Annotated in this window: 20 protein-coding genes, 1 tRNA gene and 1 pseudogene; 10 read left to right on the top strand and 12 right to left on the bottom strand. The window is 28.2% G+C overall.

All coding sequences use genetic code 11. The features are described 5' to 3' along the window. Window positions 1-16: 16 nt before the first annotated feature. From pdxS to HZY31_RS01755, 4 genes are read left to right on the top strand one after another with little or no spacing between them, the layout of a single operon-like run. Window positions 17-1,009, top strand: a complete 993-nt coding sequence (gene pdxS, locus HZY31_RS01770) for a pyridoxal 5'-phosphate synthase lyase subunit PdxS (RefSeq protein ID WP_297317764.1) — start codon at window positions 17-19, stop codon at window positions 1,007-1,009. A gap of 29 nt (window positions 1,010-1,038) precedes the next feature. Beyond that, window positions 1,039-1,305: a PLD nuclease N-terminal domain-containing protein gene (locus HZY31_RS01765; protein WP_297317763.1), complete on the top strand. Its 267-nt coding sequence runs from the start codon at window positions 1,039-1,041 to the stop codon at window positions 1,303-1,305. A gap of 17 nt (window positions 1,306-1,322) precedes the next feature. Continuing rightward, complete coding sequence (locus HZY31_RS01760) at window positions 1,323-2,267, top strand: radical SAM protein (RefSeq protein WP_297317762.1); 945 nt, start codon at window positions 1,323-1,325, stop codon at window positions 2,265-2,267. Next, window positions 2,264-2,689 (top strand): UPF0146 family protein, encoded by a 426-nt coding sequence (locus HZY31_RS01755; protein ID WP_297317761.1) that lies wholly within the window; start codon window positions 2,264-2,266, stop codon window positions 2,687-2,689. Before HZY31_RS01760 ends, HZY31_RS01755 begins: the two co-directional genes overlap by 4 nt. Before the next feature lies 1 nt (window position 2,690). Here HZY31_RS01755 and HZY31_RS01750 read toward each other — a convergent pair whose 3' ends face one another. The 5 genes from HZY31_RS01750 to HZY31_RS01730 form a co-directional block, all read right to left on the bottom strand. Continuing rightward, on the bottom strand, window positions 2,691-2,846 hold the full coding sequence (locus HZY31_RS01750; RefSeq protein WP_297317760.1) for a 50S ribosomal protein L39e: 156 nt from the start codon (window positions 2,844-2,846) through the stop codon (window positions 2,691-2,693). Between the two features lie 9 nt (window positions 2,847-2,855). Further along, window positions 2,856-3,449, bottom strand: a complete 594-nt coding sequence (locus HZY31_RS01745) for a DUF7411 family protein (RefSeq protein WP_297317759.1) — start codon at window positions 3,447-3,449, stop codon at window positions 2,856-2,858. Window positions 3,450-3,455: 6 nt separating this feature from the next. Further along, entirely contained in the window at window positions 3,456-3,785 is a 330-nt protein-coding gene (locus tag HZY31_RS01740) for a DNA-binding protein (protein WP_297317758.1), read from the bottom strand. 11 nt (window positions 3,786-3,796) lie between these two features. Next, window positions 3,797-4,243, bottom strand: a complete 447-nt coding sequence (locus tag HZY31_RS01735; protein WP_297317757.1) for a 30S ribosomal protein S19e — start codon at window positions 4,241-4,243, stop codon at window positions 3,797-3,799. A gap of 159 nt (window positions 4,244-4,402) precedes the next feature. After that, window positions 4,403-4,477, bottom strand: a tRNA-Cys gene (locus HZY31_RS01730). 229 nt (window positions 4,478-4,706) lie between these two features. Between HZY31_RS01730 and HZY31_RS01725 the strand changes: the two genes are divergently transcribed. From HZY31_RS01725 to HZY31_RS01700, 6 genes and pseudogenes are all read left to right on the top strand, one after another. Then, window positions 4,707-4,892, top strand: a complete 186-nt coding sequence (locus HZY31_RS01725; RefSeq protein ID WP_297317756.1) for a 50S ribosomal protein L37e — start codon at window positions 4,707-4,709, stop codon at window positions 4,890-4,892. A 31-nt stretch (window positions 4,893-4,923) separates the two neighbouring features. Further along, window positions 4,924-5,352 carry a translation initiation factor IF-2 subunit beta gene (locus tag HZY31_RS01720; protein ID WP_297317755.1) on the top strand — a complete coding sequence of 143 codons (429 nt, stop codon included), beginning with the start codon at window positions 4,924-4,926 and terminating at the stop codon, window positions 5,350-5,352. Window positions 5,353-5,370: 18 nt separating this feature from the next. Next, window positions 5,371-6,150, top strand: coding sequence for a hypothetical protein (locus HZY31_RS01715; protein WP_297317754.1), 780 nt, complete (start codon window positions 5,371-5,373; stop codon window positions 6,148-6,150). A gap of 29 nt (window positions 6,151-6,179) precedes the next feature. Further along, window positions 6,180-6,586, top strand: a pseudogene (locus HZY31_RS01710) (DUF2209 family protein). Between the two features lie 25 nt (window positions 6,587-6,611). After that, a complete protein-coding gene (locus HZY31_RS01705; protein ID WP_297317753.1) occupies window positions 6,612-7,532 on the top strand; it encodes a methanogenesis marker 7 protein in 921 nt (306 codons plus the stop codon). Between the two features lie 15 nt (window positions 7,533-7,547). Further along, window positions 7,548-7,976 carry a hypothetical protein gene (locus HZY31_RS01700; RefSeq protein WP_214399363.1) on the top strand — a complete coding sequence of 143 codons (429 nt, stop codon included), beginning with the start codon at window positions 7,548-7,550 and terminating at the stop codon, window positions 7,974-7,976. Between the two features lie 7 nt (window positions 7,977-7,983). Here HZY31_RS01700 and tfrB read toward each other — a convergent pair whose 3' ends face one another. From tfrB to HZY31_RS01665, 7 genes are all read right to left on the bottom strand, one after another. Next, a complete protein-coding gene (gene tfrB, locus HZY31_RS01695) occupies window positions 7,984-9,456 on the bottom strand; it encodes a fumarate reductase (CoM/CoB) subunit TfrB (protein ID WP_297317752.1) in 1,473 nt (490 codons plus the stop codon). Further along, window positions 9,456-10,382 (bottom strand): calcium/sodium antiporter, encoded by a 927-nt coding sequence (locus HZY31_RS01690; RefSeq protein ID WP_297317751.1) that lies wholly within the window; start codon window positions 10,380-10,382, stop codon window positions 9,456-9,458. The genes tfrB and HZY31_RS01690 overlap by 1 nt, the downstream gene beginning before the upstream one ends. 13 nt (window positions 10,383-10,395) lie before the next feature. Beyond that, complete coding sequence (locus tag HZY31_RS01685) at window positions 10,396-11,613, bottom strand: U32 family peptidase (protein ID WP_297317750.1); 1,218 nt, start codon at window positions 11,611-11,613, stop codon at window positions 10,396-10,398. Between the two features lie 270 nt (window positions 11,614-11,883). After that, window positions 11,884-12,972 (bottom strand): WD40 repeat domain-containing protein, encoded by a 1,089-nt coding sequence (locus tag HZY31_RS01680; RefSeq protein WP_297317749.1) that lies wholly within the window; start codon window positions 12,970-12,972, stop codon window positions 11,884-11,886. A gap of 54 nt (window positions 12,973-13,026) precedes the next feature. After that, window positions 13,027-13,782, bottom strand: coding sequence for a hypothetical protein (locus HZY31_RS01675; protein ID WP_297317748.1), 756 nt, complete (start codon window positions 13,780-13,782; stop codon window positions 13,027-13,029). Further along, entirely contained in the window at window positions 13,760-13,885 is a 126-nt protein-coding gene (locus HZY31_RS01670; RefSeq protein ID WP_297317747.1) for a hypothetical protein, read from the bottom strand. The genes HZY31_RS01675 and HZY31_RS01670 overlap by 23 nt, the downstream gene beginning before the upstream one ends. A gap of 168 nt (window positions 13,886-14,053) precedes the next feature. Next, entirely contained in the window at window positions 14,054-14,797 is a 744-nt protein-coding gene (locus tag HZY31_RS01665) for an ATP-binding protein (RefSeq protein WP_297317746.1), read from the bottom strand. Between the last annotated feature and the right edge of the window lie 663 nt (window positions 14,798-15,460).

The raw sequence follows: 15,460 nt of genomic DNA, 5'->3' as shown, positions 1-15,460 counted from the left end.
TTTTTAGAGTGATAGTATGAAAAAAGGAACTGATTTATTAAAAAAAGGATTTGCCAAAATGGTTAAACATGGAGTAGTTATGGACGTTACTAATGTTGAACAAGCTCAAATAGCTGAAGAGGCAGGGGCTGTAGCAGTTATGGCTTTAGAAAGAGTTCCTGCAGATATTAGGGCAGCTGGTGGAGTTGCAAGAATGTCAGACCCAGCTTTAATTGAGGAAATAATGGATGCAGTTTCAATTCCTGTCATGGCTAAGTGTAGAATTGGACATACAAAAGAGGCAGAAGTTTTAGAAGCAATTGGAGTGGATATGATTGATGAAAGTGAAGTTTTAACCCAGGCAGACCCATTCTTCCACATATATAAGAAAAAATTTAACGTTCCATTTGTTTGTGGGGCAAGAAGCTTGGGAGAGGCAGTTAGAAGAATCTGGGAAGGAGCGGCAATGATAAGAACAAAAGGAGAGGCAGGAACTGGAAATATAGTTGAGGCTGTTAGACATATGAGATTGATGAATGAAGCTATAGCTCAACTACAAAGAATGAGCGATGAAGAAGTTTATGGAGTTGCTAAATTTTATGCTCAAAGATATGCAGAACTATCTAAAACAGTTAGAGAGAGTATGGGATTAAATCCAACAGTTTTAGAAAATGAGGTAGTTTATGAAGGATATACATTATCAGAAATTATCGATGGATTGTATAAAGTTTTATTAGAAGTTAAGAAATTAAACAGATTACCAGTAGTTAATTTCGCCGCTGGTGGAGTTGCTACACCAGCAGATGCGGCATTAATGATGCAACTTGGTTCTGATGGAGTATTCGTAGGTTCAGGAATATTTAAGTCAGAGAATCCATTAGAAAGGGCAAAGGCAATTGTTGAAGCAACATACAATTACGATAAACCAGAGATTATCGCAGAAGTTAGTAAGAACTTAGGAGAAGCTATGAAAGGGATAGACATAACTCAAATAAGCGAAACTGAGAAAATGCAATATAGGGGAGATTAATTATAATATTAAGTTAAGGTGATATAAAAATGTGGTATCCTCCAATGTGTCCTCCTTGGGGGTATAATTATGGCTTTTATGGATTTCCATTCTTTAATTTTGCATTTTTTGGATTTATATGGTGGATAATAAAAATATTTGTTTTTATAATAGTTGTATTGGACATTATAAAAAGAGATGATTTAAAGACAATTGAAAAAATATTGTGGCTTTTAGTAGTTTGGTTTTTAGGAATTATAGGGGCAATAATTTATTTCCTTCTATCAAAAAGAGAAAATAAACAAAATAATAAATAAATTTATAGTGATAAAAAATGTTCGTCTATGGTCCAGTTCCTTCGAGAAGGTTAGGTTTATCCTTAGGAATAGATCCAGTTTATTACACTTGCACATTTAACTGTATATACTGCCAACTCGGAAGGACGAGATATCTATTAAATTCTCCAAAAGAAATTCCAAAGGAAGTTTTAGAAAAGTTTCCAACTGATGAAGACATATATAGAGAAGTCAAAAAGATAGTTTCTGAAAATCCAAATATTGATTACATAACTTTTGCTGGTAGTGGAGAGCCAACATTATCTCCTTATTTAAAAGAATCTATTGAAAGATTAAAAGAATTCAATATACCAATTTGTGTTATAACTAACTCATCATTGATGAACTATAAATCTGTTAGAGATGCATTAAAAAATGCTGATTTAGTTTCTGCAACTTTAACTTCAACAAATCAAGAAATGTTCGAAAAAATTCATAGGACAAAGATAAAACTTAAAGATGTTATTAGAGGATTGATTAAATTTAGAAGAGAGGCAGATGAAACTATCTTAAATATAGAGCTAATGGTTTTAGAAGGGATAAATGACGATGATGAAACAATATACAAACTCAAAGAGATATTTAATAAAATAAATCCAGAGAATATTGAAATAAACACTCCAATAAGACCTCCATGCGAAAAGTATGCAAAAAAAGTAAAGTATGAGAGGTTAAAAGAGATTAAAGAAATTCTCGGGGAAAAAGCATTTATAATATGTAAAAAAAGTCCAAAGAAATATAAAGAGTCGTTGAATTCTAATATTCTCGAAAGAATTTCATCAATATTAAAAATAAGACCATGCACAGTTGAAGATTTATCAAACGCTTTGGGATTGCATATTTCAGAGGTTGGAAAGTATCTATATGCATTAAAAAATAGTGAAAATTTAGAATATATAGAAATTTATGGAAAGAAATATTACTTTATTAAAGTGATAAAATGAATATAGATACAATAGTTGAATTTATAAAAAATTATGCAGAAAAATACAAATCCAAAAAAATTGCTGAGGTTGGGATTGGTTTTAAATTTGACATTGCAAAAGAGTTAAGTAAGTATTTTGATGTAATGGTTACAGATATTAATAAAAAATCTGTTGAAAAAGGTAAATTGTTGGGATTAAACGCTTATGAGGATAATCTATTTAATCCAAATATTGAAATGTATAAAAATATTGATTTAATATATTCCATAAGGCCTCCAAGAGATTTACAGATATATATTTTAAATTTATCAAAAAAAGTTAATGCCAATTTAATAATAAGACCTCTCTTAAATGAGGAAGTTATAGAAGGATTAAAATTAAAATCGTACAAAGGAGAAGTGTTTTATATATATGAAAATAAAAAACAATACTCTATATAAATTATGCCTTTAATTTAGTTCTTCTCCAATATCTCATTTTTGGATGATATTTTACAGATCCTCTTGTTTTAACAATAACAAACAATGGAACTCTTCTATTCTGCTTTAATGCCTTAGCCAATCTCAACTTTTTTCCTAATGGCTTGTTGCTTCCCATTTTTCTCACCTAAATTTTCTTTTTTAGGCCAACTACTCTTGTTTGTTTATGTTCAGGGAAATATTTTTTAGGATCTTCTCCTCTCTCTTTAAGAATATGTCTAATTTCAGCCTCGTAATCAGAACTTAGTTTAGTTCCACTTTTTATCTCTTCCATTATAAAGAATTCGTTTGCCAAATCTCTCAAAGTTTTATATCCAAAACCCATAAGTGGTGTTATATATTGAATATTTTTCCTCATCTCTAAACTTTGAACTTCTGAATAGTTAAGTTTTGGAACTTTATCATCTCTTCTTGTTCCATCTGCTAAAATCTTGTAATCATCTGCCAATGTTTCTAAGACAGTTTTATGAACATACTGTATTGCAGGAGAGGGATATTTATATTCAACAACCATATCAGCCGCTTTTTCAACAATTTTTCTATCCAATGTTATAACTTTATGCTTAAATCCCAAAATCTTGGCTGTCTCCTCAGCCAGTTTATATGAGTCAATAATCCCAAAATTTATTGTTATTAGATGAGGATTGTATCCAAGTTTTTTTAATATAACCGCCGATAGGGAACTATCCTTCCCTCCACTAAATAGAACATAAGCATCCATACTGTTTCACTTTCTAATGATTTTAATATTTCTCTTCTTCTTAGTCATTGCACTTAATTTTTCAAGTAATGCTTTAAATTCTTTATCTTTTAGAGGAATTGGTAATTTTCCAAGTTGAGCAAGTTGGATTAATTGAACTTCTACCATTTCAGCAAACTCTGGTCTTGCTAATCTTATTCTCTCTAATCTTTCTCTGGCTTCAGGAGTTAGTATTTTTCTTAATAATGCTCTTTTTTGAAGTTCAGCCTCTAACAATGCCTCTTCTTGCTGTTGTTGTTCAGCTAATTTTTTTTGTAATTCAAGAAGTTTTTTTCTTTTAATTTCTTCAATATCCATAAAATATCCCCTTAGTATTTAGCAAGAGCTGGGATTTCTTTAACTATTTCGTCATAAACTTCTTTGGCAATGTTATCCAAGAAACTTCTACCTTTTGAAGTTATTACTCTTCCTTCTGGTCTCTTTTCAACTAAACCTAATTTTTCTAATTCTTGTAAGGCTTTCCTTATAATATTTCCACTACCCTTATAAAAGTGCTCTGGCTCGTGTCCTCTGTTCTTTCTTCCACCGTAGGCAGTTCTTAATCTTGAAACTCCAACAGGGCCGTATATGTATATTTTTCTTAAAATAGAAGCACATCTAATATACCACCAGTCCTCTTGCTCAGGTCTTCTCTCTCTACTAACCCCTGTTTTAACAAAAGGAACCCACTCTGGGACTTCTATATCCATTTCTTTTAATTTTTCAGCAGTTTTTTGAATTAATTTATCTGCTGGAACATCATAGACAGTTACCATTTTTACACCTCTAATTATAATTTTTAATTCTAAATTTTAAATAAATTAAAAACTTAGTAATAATTTGATAAGGTTATATTTATATCTTATTATTTCTACTATAAAAAAAACAAAAAAAGAAAGTTAGTAAATTAGTTATTTAAAAAATCTATAAAAAAATGGAGCCGGGGGTGGGATTCGAACCCACGTAAGGCGGATCTGCAGTCCGCTGCCTAGCCCCTAGACTACCCCGGCTCTTTACATCCTATCAGATACTTTGCATACATTAACTATAAAGAAGTGATATATAAATTTTATGGTTCAGCATTTATATAATCAGAAATATATCGCAATAAAAGTAAAGTTTAAATAGCACAATATTATATTACATCATTTAATATTTTAATCTTAAATAAAAAAAATTTTTATTATTTTTTAGATAGGTGAAAAATAAACACTAATTAAGATTTTAAGGTGATAAATTATGTCAAAAGGTACTCCATCAATGGGTAAAAGAAACAAAGGTTCATATCACATTAGATGTAGAAGATGTGGTAGAAGAGCATACCATGTAAGAAAAAAGAGATGTGCTGCATGTGGTTATCCAAATAAAAGAATGAGAAAATACTCATGGCAAAACAAAAAAGTTAATGGAAAAAGAATTAAATAAAATTTTTTTCTATTTTATATTTGGTGATAATATGAGTATTGAAAATATCGATTATTATGATTATAAAGCATTATTAAAGAGAGCAAGAAGTCAGATTCCAGATTATGTTTTTCAGAAAGATAGATTTGAACTCCCTCCAATTGAAATATTAATAGAAGGAAATAGAACTATAATTAGAAACTTTAGAGAATTAGCTAAGGCAGTTAATAGGGATGAGGAGTTTTTTGCTAAGTATCTTTTAAAGGAAACTGGTAGTGCTGGTAACTTAGAGGGAGGTAGATTAATACTTCAAAGAAAAATCAACCCAGAACTATTGAAATCAAGAATTAATGATTTTCTAAAAGAATATGTTATTTGTAGAGAGTGCGGTAAGCCTGATACTAAAATTATCAAAGAGGGAAGAGTTCATTTACTTAAATGTATGGCTTGTGGGGCAATAAGACCTATAAGAATGATTTAACAATTACTTAGTGAAAATATGAAGGAAAAATTGATAGATTATTTTATAAAATATCTGTCTTTAAATATTATTAAAAAAGTTTTTATAACATATCTCTTATGTTGGATTGGGTTTTTATTTTCATTTTCACTTGGAAAATTTTTATTATATTTATCATCTATTTTAAAAAATAATTATATATTAAAACCAGCCAAAGTTGCTCAAACTATTGGAACGGCTAAATTTACTACTGTTTCTCATACAATATCAAAAACAGTTGGCGTTAAAAATATGTATTTAGATTATTCTCTATCTTATATAATTTCTAATTTTACCAGTTGTTTAATTATAATTTTTGCTTTAGCTACTCTTGGATATTTATATAAAAAAGATTTAGAGAAAGTAAGATCAATTAAAGAAAAAGAAGAGATAATTAAAAACTACACAAAATATTTATTTATACTGTTTGTATTCACTGTTATAAATCCTCTAACTGGATTAATTGGTATAAATCTTAAATATTTAGATTTAATCGTTGTTTTACCTCATGGTTTATTTGAATTTTTAGGATTTGCAATAGCCATAGTTGTAGGATTAGAAATAGCAAACAAAATTTGTCCAATAGTTAAAAAAAATATATCTTACAAAAAAATTATGGCATTAATTTTATGTTCATTTATTTTTATTTTCATTGCTGGAATGTTAGAACCTATAGATTGGGCAATATATTACTATTCACAAATATATAACATTCCATTATTACATGCTATTATAACAATATATAAACATCTACTTTTAAGTTTAGTATATATTATTTAGTTTTATTTTGAGGTGATAAGATTAAAGTATTGGCTATAGATATTTCTGGAAGACATCACGAAGATGATAAATTTTTTAGAGTCTATGCTGGAGTTTTAGTAGAAATTAAGGCAGATAGAATTGTCCATGTTGAAAAAATAGATATTATGGTTAAAGAGAAAGAATCTCAAAAGTTGAGAGATATTATTAAAGAGGTTAAAGAACTAATTGAAAAAATTGGGAAAGATTTTGACTATATCCTTTGTGAAAAAGGGGAATTCTTTAATATATCTAAGGATATAATATCAACTATTTTAAAAATTTAAAAAAAGAAGTTATTCATCCAAAGACACAGGGAGAGTTTGAAGCTATAAATATTGCTCATCATGTATCATATTCAGTTAGAAAGATATTAATAGAAAAACAGAAAATATGTAAAAATAAAAACAATAAATAACTGTAAATAACTGTTGGTGATTTTGATGTATGAAATAGTTAGATATGAAGGAGGAGTTTATAAAAACAACATTTTCAAAGAATGGATTGAAGATATTGGGGGTTTTATCTTACAGGAACATATTATGCAGTTAGATGTTTATATAACATTAGCAATTCCACAAAATGAATTAGAAAATCTTAAAGAAGAGGCTAAGAAGTATAAGGGGAAGATAATAGAAACACCATTGGCTGGAACTGAAATAGCAGTTGTAGCCCCAAGTTTGTCAAGGCATCATCTTCCCCATATTGCCTGTGATGTTGCTGAATACTTAAGAAGATTTGGAGCAAAGTCAAATATGATTGGCTTAGCAAGAGGAGTAGGGAAAGATATTGCTCAATTAAGAGAAAAAGAGAAAAGATTAATAGAAGAGCATGATTTGGCTGTTTATGTAATGGGTAATTTTGAAGCGTGTATTAAAGATAAAACTCATTTATTTGATGTAGATATTCCAGTTGTAGTTACTGGAGGTCCTGAAAAGGTAGATATTCCTTATCCTTATGTTGGTAATTTAGGAAGGAGAAGTCATAGATTGAGACATGGAGAAGAAATTAGAGCCTTAAGAAAAATGGTTGAAGTGATAACTGAACTTATAAATGAAAAAAGAAAAGAATTGTCTTACGATCCTCCAATCGTTCCACCAGTAGTCGTTAAAGATGAAATTGAAAAGCAAGTTGATGAAATATATTCTATACTATCCCCTATGCCTATAGCTACACAGTTGGATGGTCTGAGAGTTAAGTTAGATTATGATAAATTTGTTGATAATATAAAAGAAGTTAAAGTTAAAAATTACATTTTGAAAGATATTGCAAACATTAAAAGAAGTGAAATGAAGAATTATATACTTATAAAGATAAAGCCAAAGTCAGAAGTAGAATTTGAAATGCACATTAAGAATGAATAATTTGGGGGAAATATTATGAGTAACTTTAATTTTAAATGCTATGATATTGATGAAAAGGAATTAGTTCTTCCTCCAGGTTTGCCTCAGTCAATAATCGCCAGATTAATAGAACTATGTGATGTAAAATTTGATGTTAGAGAGGATGAATTTTATAATGTAAAATATCCTGTCTTAATTGGAAAAGAGGAACAGTTAAAAAAAGCAAAAGAGTATTTAAAATTACTCACTGAGGCAAAGTTAGCGTTGAGAGATATTGCAAGATTGGCAAGGAAGTTTAAGGTTAAAGCAAAGATTTATACTGATGATGAAGAATTAAAATATATACTAAATGTTTTAAGCAATGATATTGCTAATAGAGATTATATTGAAATAGTTGAAGAGATGCCAGAAGGAGAAAAGGAAGTTATAGAAGTATTGGACAAAAAAATATATGTTGGAATTTAGAATTATTTTAAATCACTTTACTTAGTAATGAAACAATATTCATAACTTCTATGTCTTTTTTTAAGTTATTTTCTTCTTTGTATTTTTTTAAGGAATCTTTTAAGTGATACTCACAAAATGGGCAAACTGTAATTACTGCATCTGCATTAGTATCATAAATCATCTTAGCCCTTCTTTTACCAATTAAGTATGCAATATCTGGCTTTCCACTTCTCACTCCTCCTCCAGCTCCACAACATCTCGCCTCTATATCTATGAATTCAATTTCTGGAATACTCTTAATTATTTTTCTTGGTTGCTCATCTATTCCCTGTCCCCTCTTTAAATGGCATGGATCGTGATAGGTTACTCTAATTTTCAGTGGTTTGTATTTTAATAAGCCAACATCAGTTAAAACCTCTGTAATATCCTTAACTTCAAACTCTCTTTCATTTTTATAATCATTTTTTAATGTTGAACCACAGCCAGCACATATAGTAACTATATAATCAACATCTAATTTATTAAATATCTCCAAATTTTTCTTTTTTAACTTTTCAGCGATATCTCTCTGTCCAGTTCTAAAAAATGGAGAACCACAGCAAACTTGCTCTTTTGGTATATATACAGAGACACCATGAGCATTTAAAACTTTTATAGCATTTTTACCAACATCTTGTAATCTGAAATCTACCAAACAGCCGGTAAAAAACGCTACTCTTAACTTTTCATTTTCTGCTTCATAAATATTATTTACTTGCTTTAATAATGGTGTATCTTCCTCAACAACACTCCTATTGTATTTTAAAACATTCTCTCTAACTTTTAAGTGATTCTTTATTAAATAACCTTTACTAAATGATAACGCCCTCAATTTTTCTATTGCATTATGAACTATGTCAATCTCTTTTGGACAAACCTCAACACACTTGGCACAGGTTGTGCAATTATAAATATTTTCAAAATATGCAGTTATTTCTCTATTATCTTCATCTCTCCTATCAAAGGCAAACCTTGCAAGTTGCCTCATAAATGTTGGTCCAGGATATTCACTAACTTCTCTTGATGGACAGATAGATAGGCAGGATAAACAGTCAATACATCCCCTTAAATCTTTATTTTTTTCAACATACTTTTGAGGAATTATCTCTAAATTTTCTGGATATTCTTTTCTTACCAAATAATTCTTTATATTTAATAATTTTTTGTAGTATGATTCCCTATCGACAATTAAATCTATAATAACTTTAAATCCTTTTAGTGGTTCAATAACCATATTATTCTCTACTTTTGTCTCACACGCCAATCTTGGCTCTCCATTTATAGTCATTGCACAAGAACCACACTGTCCATTTCTACATGATGCTCTAAACAAAATATTCGCTCCATAGTTGTTATTTATGTATTCCAATGCCTCCAACACTGTTAAACCTTCTGGAACTTCATAACTTTCATAATAATCTTTTTTTCCATCAAATCTTTTAATCTTTATTTTTACCATTATCCCATCCTTAATGTTACTATTGAAAGTATATAGAGAATTAATAATATAAGTCCATGTAATCTATTAATCCTTCCAAATCTTGCAAATAGATATATTAAAAGACTCATAACTATTAAAATAACCATTTGAATGTTTGCTGAGGGTAGATTGGTAAATAAACAACTAACAGCCAAAGCCACTCCAATGTCTGCCATATTACTACCAATAACATTTCCTAATATTATGCCACCTAAATTTCTCTTCGCCGCCGCTAATGAAACCATCAACTCAGGAACTGAGGTTCCAAAAGCTACTAAGGTAAATCCAATAATTTTATCAGAGATATTTAAAGCAATAGCTATATTTTTTGCTCCATCAACAAATAGTTTTGCCCCTACTAAAACACCAATTAATCCAACAATTGATAAAACTAATGAAAAGGCTAAAGAAATATTATGTTTTTCAATATCTTTCTCTATTTCCTCTATTTCTATGTTATCAATATATCCATTTTTTATCGTCCATCTTAAATATATTAAAAAAATTAGCAATAATATAGTTCCATCAATCCAAGAAAATCCATTAACTCCAAGGATTGCCGTAAGAATAACATACAAAAGATAAAAGAGTATATTACTTCTTAAATTATTGTTAACCTTTATAGGATTTAAAATAGCACTAAGTCCTAAAACTATTCCAATATTACAAATGCATGAACCGATAGCGTTTCCAATCGCTATTCCAGAGATATGAGTATAAGATGCATAAACGGATGTTATTACTTCTGGTAGAGAGGTTCCTATAGCCACTACTGTAGCACCAATAACGAAATTAGATACACTAAAATACCTTGCTAATCTCTCACTACCTAATACAAACCAATCACTTCCATAATATAACAGAATAAGCCCCAATAAAAAATAAAATATTCCTAATATTAGCATTTTATCTCCCAAACTATTTACTAATTTCTTTTAATATATAAACTCTATCTCCCTCCCTAACTAAGTGATTTAATTTAACTCCAACTCTATCTCCTTTTTTTGCCACATCAACATTTTTATGATTTATTTGCATTGATTTCACTGTTTCTTCAACGCATCCAGTTGTTTTTCCTACTATCAATATAGTGTCTCCAATTTTTAAATCAGCCCATAATTCAATTTCTGCCACACTAACTTTTTTATAGAAATTAACTACTCTTCCTATTTCTATTTTTCTATACTTTGAAGCATTACCCTCTATATTGTATTGGAAATCATGACTTTTATTAACATCTCTAAAATAAAATCCTGTGTCATATCCTCTATTATATACTTTTTGAAGTTCTTTTTTGAAGTATGGGAGTTTTTCATAGTAAGTTCCATCAAAAACGCTATCAATTGCCTCTCTATAAATTTTTGTTGTTCTCATAACATAATCTACATTTTTAGATCTACCTTCAATTTTAAAGGAATCAAAAACCTCCAATAATTCTGGAATATGCTCTATCATGCATAAATCTTTTGGAGATAACAGATATTTTCCTTCACAAACTACTTCATAGGTTCCATCAAAATGCTCATTAATTAACTTCCACCTTCTTCTACATGGCTGTAAGCAGTCGCCACAGTTTGCATGCCTATTAAATAGATAAGAGCTTAAAAAACATCTACCACTTATAGCAACACATAAAGCCCCATGAACAAAGCCCTCTAATTCTAAATCTACATTATCTTTTTTTAAATTTTTTCTAATCTCTCTTATTTGATTTAAAGTTAATTCTCTTGATAATATAACTCTCTTAACAAATTTAGAGTAAAATTTGGCTGTTAAAGAATTTGTTATATTACATTGAACACTTGCATGAACTCTTAAACCATACTCTTTGGCTAACTGCATAGTTCCAATGTCTGAAACAATAACTGCATCAACCTCAGCAGAATTTGCAAAATCTAAAATTTCCATAACTTTTTTTAAATCTTTTTCATAAATAACTGTATTTGTGCAGAGATAAACCTTTTTATTATTATTGTGAGCATATTTAACTCCTTTAATTAACTCCTCTCTTGTAAAGTTCTTTGCATTAGATCTCATATTTAACTCTTTCAAACCACAATAAACAGCATCAGCTCCATAATCAATAGCTGTTTTTAGACATATTATATTATTTGCAGGAGATAATAACTCTACCATAATAATCACTTTATTTAATTTTATAAAATTAGATATCATCTATATAAATTATTTTGATAGAATAGGAGGAAAAAAGTTATTATTTGATTAAATAATTTTTAGTTAATCCTACAAATACTAAACAAATTATTAATAAGATCGCATATATAATATTATAAATCTATCGTGTTTTTGTCTTCTTTTGTATTTCCAATATTTGTATAAAAATAGTTAATTCCATTCCATAACTTAATAACAACATATTTTCCATCAGAACTCATATAAACATCATTAACTAATCCCCCATATAGAACTCCACAATAAACTTCCGTTATTGTTATATAATAGCACTTTCGCTGAAACTTTTCCTCCATAGGCAGATGATGGTGGAGGAGAGCCAGTTCCTATAACTATATATTTAGCATCTGGTGTCATAGAAAATGCTGTAATAACATTCCCGCTGTATGTATGATTCTCCCATAGCAATTTACCTTTATTGTCAAATACTAATATACCACTACATGATGGAATTATTTCCGGCTCTTCTCCACTAATAATATCATATATTACAATGATATACTTATCATCAGAAGATGTTTTTATTGAATCAATATCATACCAATTTGTAACCCATGTAGTATTTGCAAATACTGTATATTCATTATTTCCTAAAACATAACTCCATAACAGTTTTTCATTGCTAATATTATAAACTTTCAAGACCGTTTTGTTATTATAATCTACTGAGAAGACATAACTTCCATTAGTACTTACATAGGATATTTTTGTTGTATTCCACAATAAATTACCTTCTCTGTCAAATAAATAATTTTTATTTTTACATTTTATAAAAATGTATTTTCCATCAGATATTAAAGAGATCGAGTTAATTTTATTGCTTATATTTTTATACCATAACAATCCATTTTTTTGATTTAAAAAATAAATGTTGCTATTGTTATCTACTGCTAAAATATACTTTCCATCCTTAGTTATAAAAATTGAAGATATATGTTTCCCTAAATTACAACTAAAAACCATTCTTACGGATTTATTATTATTTTCAAATAAATAAATATTATTTTTATCCCCTACTATAATATATTTTCCATTAGGTGTTATAGTAAATGGACAATAGTAATTTTCTTTATAAGTCCATATGAGTTTCCCATTATTATCAAAGAGGTATATATAAAAGAGTTTATCAACTGTATGGTCATAAACTCCAACTCCAATATATTTTCCATCTTCGCTCATTAAAATTGAATCAATATGAATAAAATTACTACTATAACTCCATCCTCCACTTATATTTTCTCCAAAGGTTATTGGCACACATAAAAAAATTCCAAGGAAAAGAATTAGTATTGAATATTTCATTAATGACCCCCTCTTAATTTAGAATAAAATAATAAAAAAAGTTAAAAGATTAAGCTATTTTACCATCCATTGATATATACTATCAGACCATAATATTATTGGCCATCCTGTAATCGATGTATATCCAAATTTTCTTTCATATCTTGGTGGGTATGTATAATCATCATCACCATTAAAATATTTAAAGCCTGTAATTTCTTTGGATTTTTTGTCTATTAGGGCATAATATGGATAACCATTTGAAACATCAAATTCTTTACCAAATTCTTCAGAGGTATAATCCATTAGCTTATAACGTTGTGATGAATACCAATGCCATTTGTTATCCTTAGTGCAGTAATTAGCTTCACACCAAACCTCTAACCAATTATTTTCTCTTGGAGTGTCTAAATATCCATCTGATGAAATTTTAGTATATATTAGTTTCCATGCAAGAACATTATAGAAATATTTTACATGTATTGCTTTGCGATAATCTGCTAAAGATAATTCTATTGAAGATAAATCATTATCTTCTGATTCACTTATTATTGAATTAATATCATATAGTATTTTATCAACCATACTTTTAATTTCATTTAACTCCATACAACTTTCACAAGTTATTTCTATGTAATATAATGGTGCATCTGCATCTGGATGGACGTTGTCGGAGTCTTTGTCATATTTTTTAATAAAAGCTGCTCTAGTTTTTCTATTTTTATATGCATATGGATTATTTTTATCATAATTAGCATTTTTCAATATTTCATTAATTTTATTACGTATATTTTCATTTAAGTATGTATCATCTAAACCATACTGAAACATATATTCCAGAAAATACGATAACTGGCTTTATTCCTTCTGGCGTGGGTTCTCCTACAGGATAAACTTTCATTTCCAATTCTCCAGGTTTATGTGGTTTTACCATATTCCCACCTTGATGGTTATTAAAAAATTTTTGATTAATAATTTTTAAGGATACTTCTATATAAATATTATGGTATATTTTAATTATTATAAAGATAATTTTAAAAATAGTAAATTATTTAATTTTTTAAAGATACTTTTATTAGAATTTAATAGGTAAAAAGAGGATTTAATTTTGGTTAATTAAAAATTCGACTACTTTGTTAATTTCTGGAAGTTCAATATTTAGCTCTTCCCCTCTTAGACACAATTTTACTATATCTTTGTTTGTAGGAATTATAGCTATTACTTTATCTTTGTTAATATTTTCAAGAATTATGTCTTTTGTTTCATCATCTACCTTATTTACTATGAAATAAACCTTTTTACCAAGTTTTTCTCCAATTTCCTCTATTTTTTTTGCCAATCTTATAGACTCATAAGTTGCGTCAATAATTGCTATGATAACATCACAGCCTCCCTCTACACCTCTACCAAAATGCTCAATTCCAGCCTCAGTATCTACGATAACTATTTCATTATCTTTTAACTTTAAACTCTTTAATAGTTCTCTCAATAAAACACCCATTGGACATGCACAACCTTCTCCAAAATCGTGGATTTTACCCATAGCTAAAAGTTTTATATTGTCTTTCTCAACTATGTAATCTTTTGGTAAATCGTCAATTGTCATTTCATCAAATAAATCAACATTTTTTTTAGATTTTATCTTTTGCATAAATTTTTTTCTACCGCCTAAGTATTCTATAAAATCTTTTGGCTGATCTATTCCTAAAAATTTATGCAAACTTATATTAGATTCATCTCCATCAATTACTAAAACATTATAACCTCTTTTAGCAAATTCTTTAGCAATTAAAGAAGTTATTGTACTTTTTCCACATCCACCTTTTCCACATATAGAAATCTTCATAATAATCCCTACATATCTTGATTAACTAAAATAACTATCGTTTAAGTATATATAAATATGTTTGGAATATTATTTTTATAATGAATAATACTCATACTCGGAACTTGATAATATTAAATCATAAAAAAATTTGTTTTTTATTATAATAATATTACAATTTTGATATTTTTCATATTATTGTAATATTTTTTTGTCATTTATATGATTTAGTAATATTTAGATCGAGATTTTCTCAGGTGTCAGTATTATTCGTTAAATTTACAATTAATCTTCCCTTGCTAAAAATTTTTATTTTTTGATTTAGGGGGTTTTAATTTAATATTTTTAAATTTTAGGGGATTTTATCAAATTTCGAAGGGTCACCTGTTTTGATTAATTTGAATATTTAATTTTATTAAATTATTGAGATTTTTTGGAGATTTTATTTAATTGTTTTTATCTTCAATTTTCCCCGATAAATTAATATAATAATAAAAATTTAAAGGATTTTTAAGCAAATAAATCAAAATAGAAAAATTTATATATAAGTTCAGAGGTATATAAATAACAAGGGTAATTGACCCTCCGAACTATAACCCCTATATAAAGGAGAATAATAAAGTAATTTTAGAAAATTATCTCTTCAAATTGTGTCCTGTTTAAAATCAAGCCCCAAAGGGGATG

The sequence above is a fragment of the Methanocaldococcus sp. genome (assembly GCF_024490875.1).
GTDB lineage: Archaea > AGJL01 > Methanococci > Methanococcales > Methanocaldococcaceae > Methanocaldococcus.
The sequence above is the reverse complement of the archived record's forward strand: the minus strand, read 5'-3'. Positions and strand labels throughout refer to the sequence as shown.

Excerpts from the sequence above, each read along its gene's own strand:
- pdxS (WP_297317764.1), top strand. The coding sequence starts at position 17 with ATGAAAAAAGGAACTGATTTATTAAAAAAAGGATTTGCCAAAATGGTT.
- HZY31_RS01765 (WP_297317763.1), top strand. The coding sequence starts at position 1,039 with ATGTGGTATCCTCCAATGTGTCCTCCTTGGGGGTATAATTATGGCTTT.
- HZY31_RS01760 (WP_297317762.1), top strand. The coding sequence starts at position 1,323 with ATGTTCGTCTATGGTCCAGTTCCTTCGAGAAGGTTAGGTTTATCCTTA.
- HZY31_RS01755 (WP_297317761.1), top strand. The coding sequence starts at position 2,264 with ATGAATATAGATACAATAGTTGAATTTATAAAAAATTATGCAGAAAAA.
- HZY31_RS01750 (WP_297317760.1), bottom strand. The coding sequence starts at position 2,846 with ATGGGAAGCAACAAGCCATTAGGAAAAAAGTTGAGATTGGCTAAGGCA.
- HZY31_RS01745 (WP_297317759.1), bottom strand. The coding sequence starts at position 3,449 with ATGGATGCTTATGTTCTATTTAGTGGAGGGAAGGATAGTTCCCTATCG.
- HZY31_RS01740 (WP_297317758.1), bottom strand. The coding sequence starts at position 3,785 with ATGGATATTGAAGAAATTAAAAGAAAAAAACTTCTTGAATTACAAAAA.
- HZY31_RS01735 (WP_297317757.1), bottom strand. The coding sequence starts at position 4,243 with ATGGTAACTGTCTATGATGTTCCAGCAGATAAATTAATTCAAAAAACT.
- HZY31_RS01725 (WP_297317756.1), top strand. The coding sequence starts at position 4,707 with ATGTCAAAAGGTACTCCATCAATGGGTAAAAGAAACAAAGGTTCATAT.
- HZY31_RS01720 (WP_297317755.1), top strand. The coding sequence starts at position 4,924 with ATGAGTATTGAAAATATCGATTATTATGATTATAAAGCATTATTAAAG.
- HZY31_RS01715 (WP_297317754.1), top strand. The coding sequence starts at position 5,371 with ATGAAGGAAAAATTGATAGATTATTTTATAAAATATCTGTCTTTAAAT.
- HZY31_RS01705 (WP_297317753.1), top strand. The coding sequence starts at position 6,612 with ATGTATGAAATAGTTAGATATGAAGGAGGAGTTTATAAAAACAACATT.
- HZY31_RS01700 (WP_214399363.1), top strand. The coding sequence starts at position 7,548 with ATGAGTAACTTTAATTTTAAATGCTATGATATTGATGAAAAGGAATTA.
- tfrB (WP_297317752.1), bottom strand. The coding sequence starts at position 9,456 with ATGGTAAAAATAAAGATTAAAAGATTTGATGGAAAAAAAGATTATTAT.
- HZY31_RS01690 (WP_297317751.1), bottom strand. The coding sequence starts at position 10,382 with ATGCTAATATTAGGAATATTTTATTTTTTATTGGGGCTTATTCTGTTA.
- HZY31_RS01685 (WP_297317750.1), bottom strand. The coding sequence starts at position 11,613 with ATGGTAGAGTTATTATCTCCTGCAAATAATATAATATGTCTAAAAACA.
- HZY31_RS01680 (WP_297317749.1), bottom strand. The coding sequence starts at position 12,972 with ATGAAATATTCAATACTAATTCTTTTCCTTGGAATTTTTTTATGTGTG.
- HZY31_RS01675 (WP_297317748.1), bottom strand. The coding sequence starts at position 13,782 with ATGTTTCAGTATGGTTTAGATGATACATACTTAAATGAAAATATACGT.
- HZY31_RS01670 (WP_297317747.1), bottom strand. The coding sequence starts at position 13,885 with ATGGTAAAACCACATAAACCTGGAGAATTGGAAATGAAAGTTTATCCT.
- HZY31_RS01665 (WP_297317746.1), bottom strand. The coding sequence starts at position 14,797 with ATGAAGATTTCTATATGTGGAAAAGGTGGATGTGGAAAAAGTACAATA.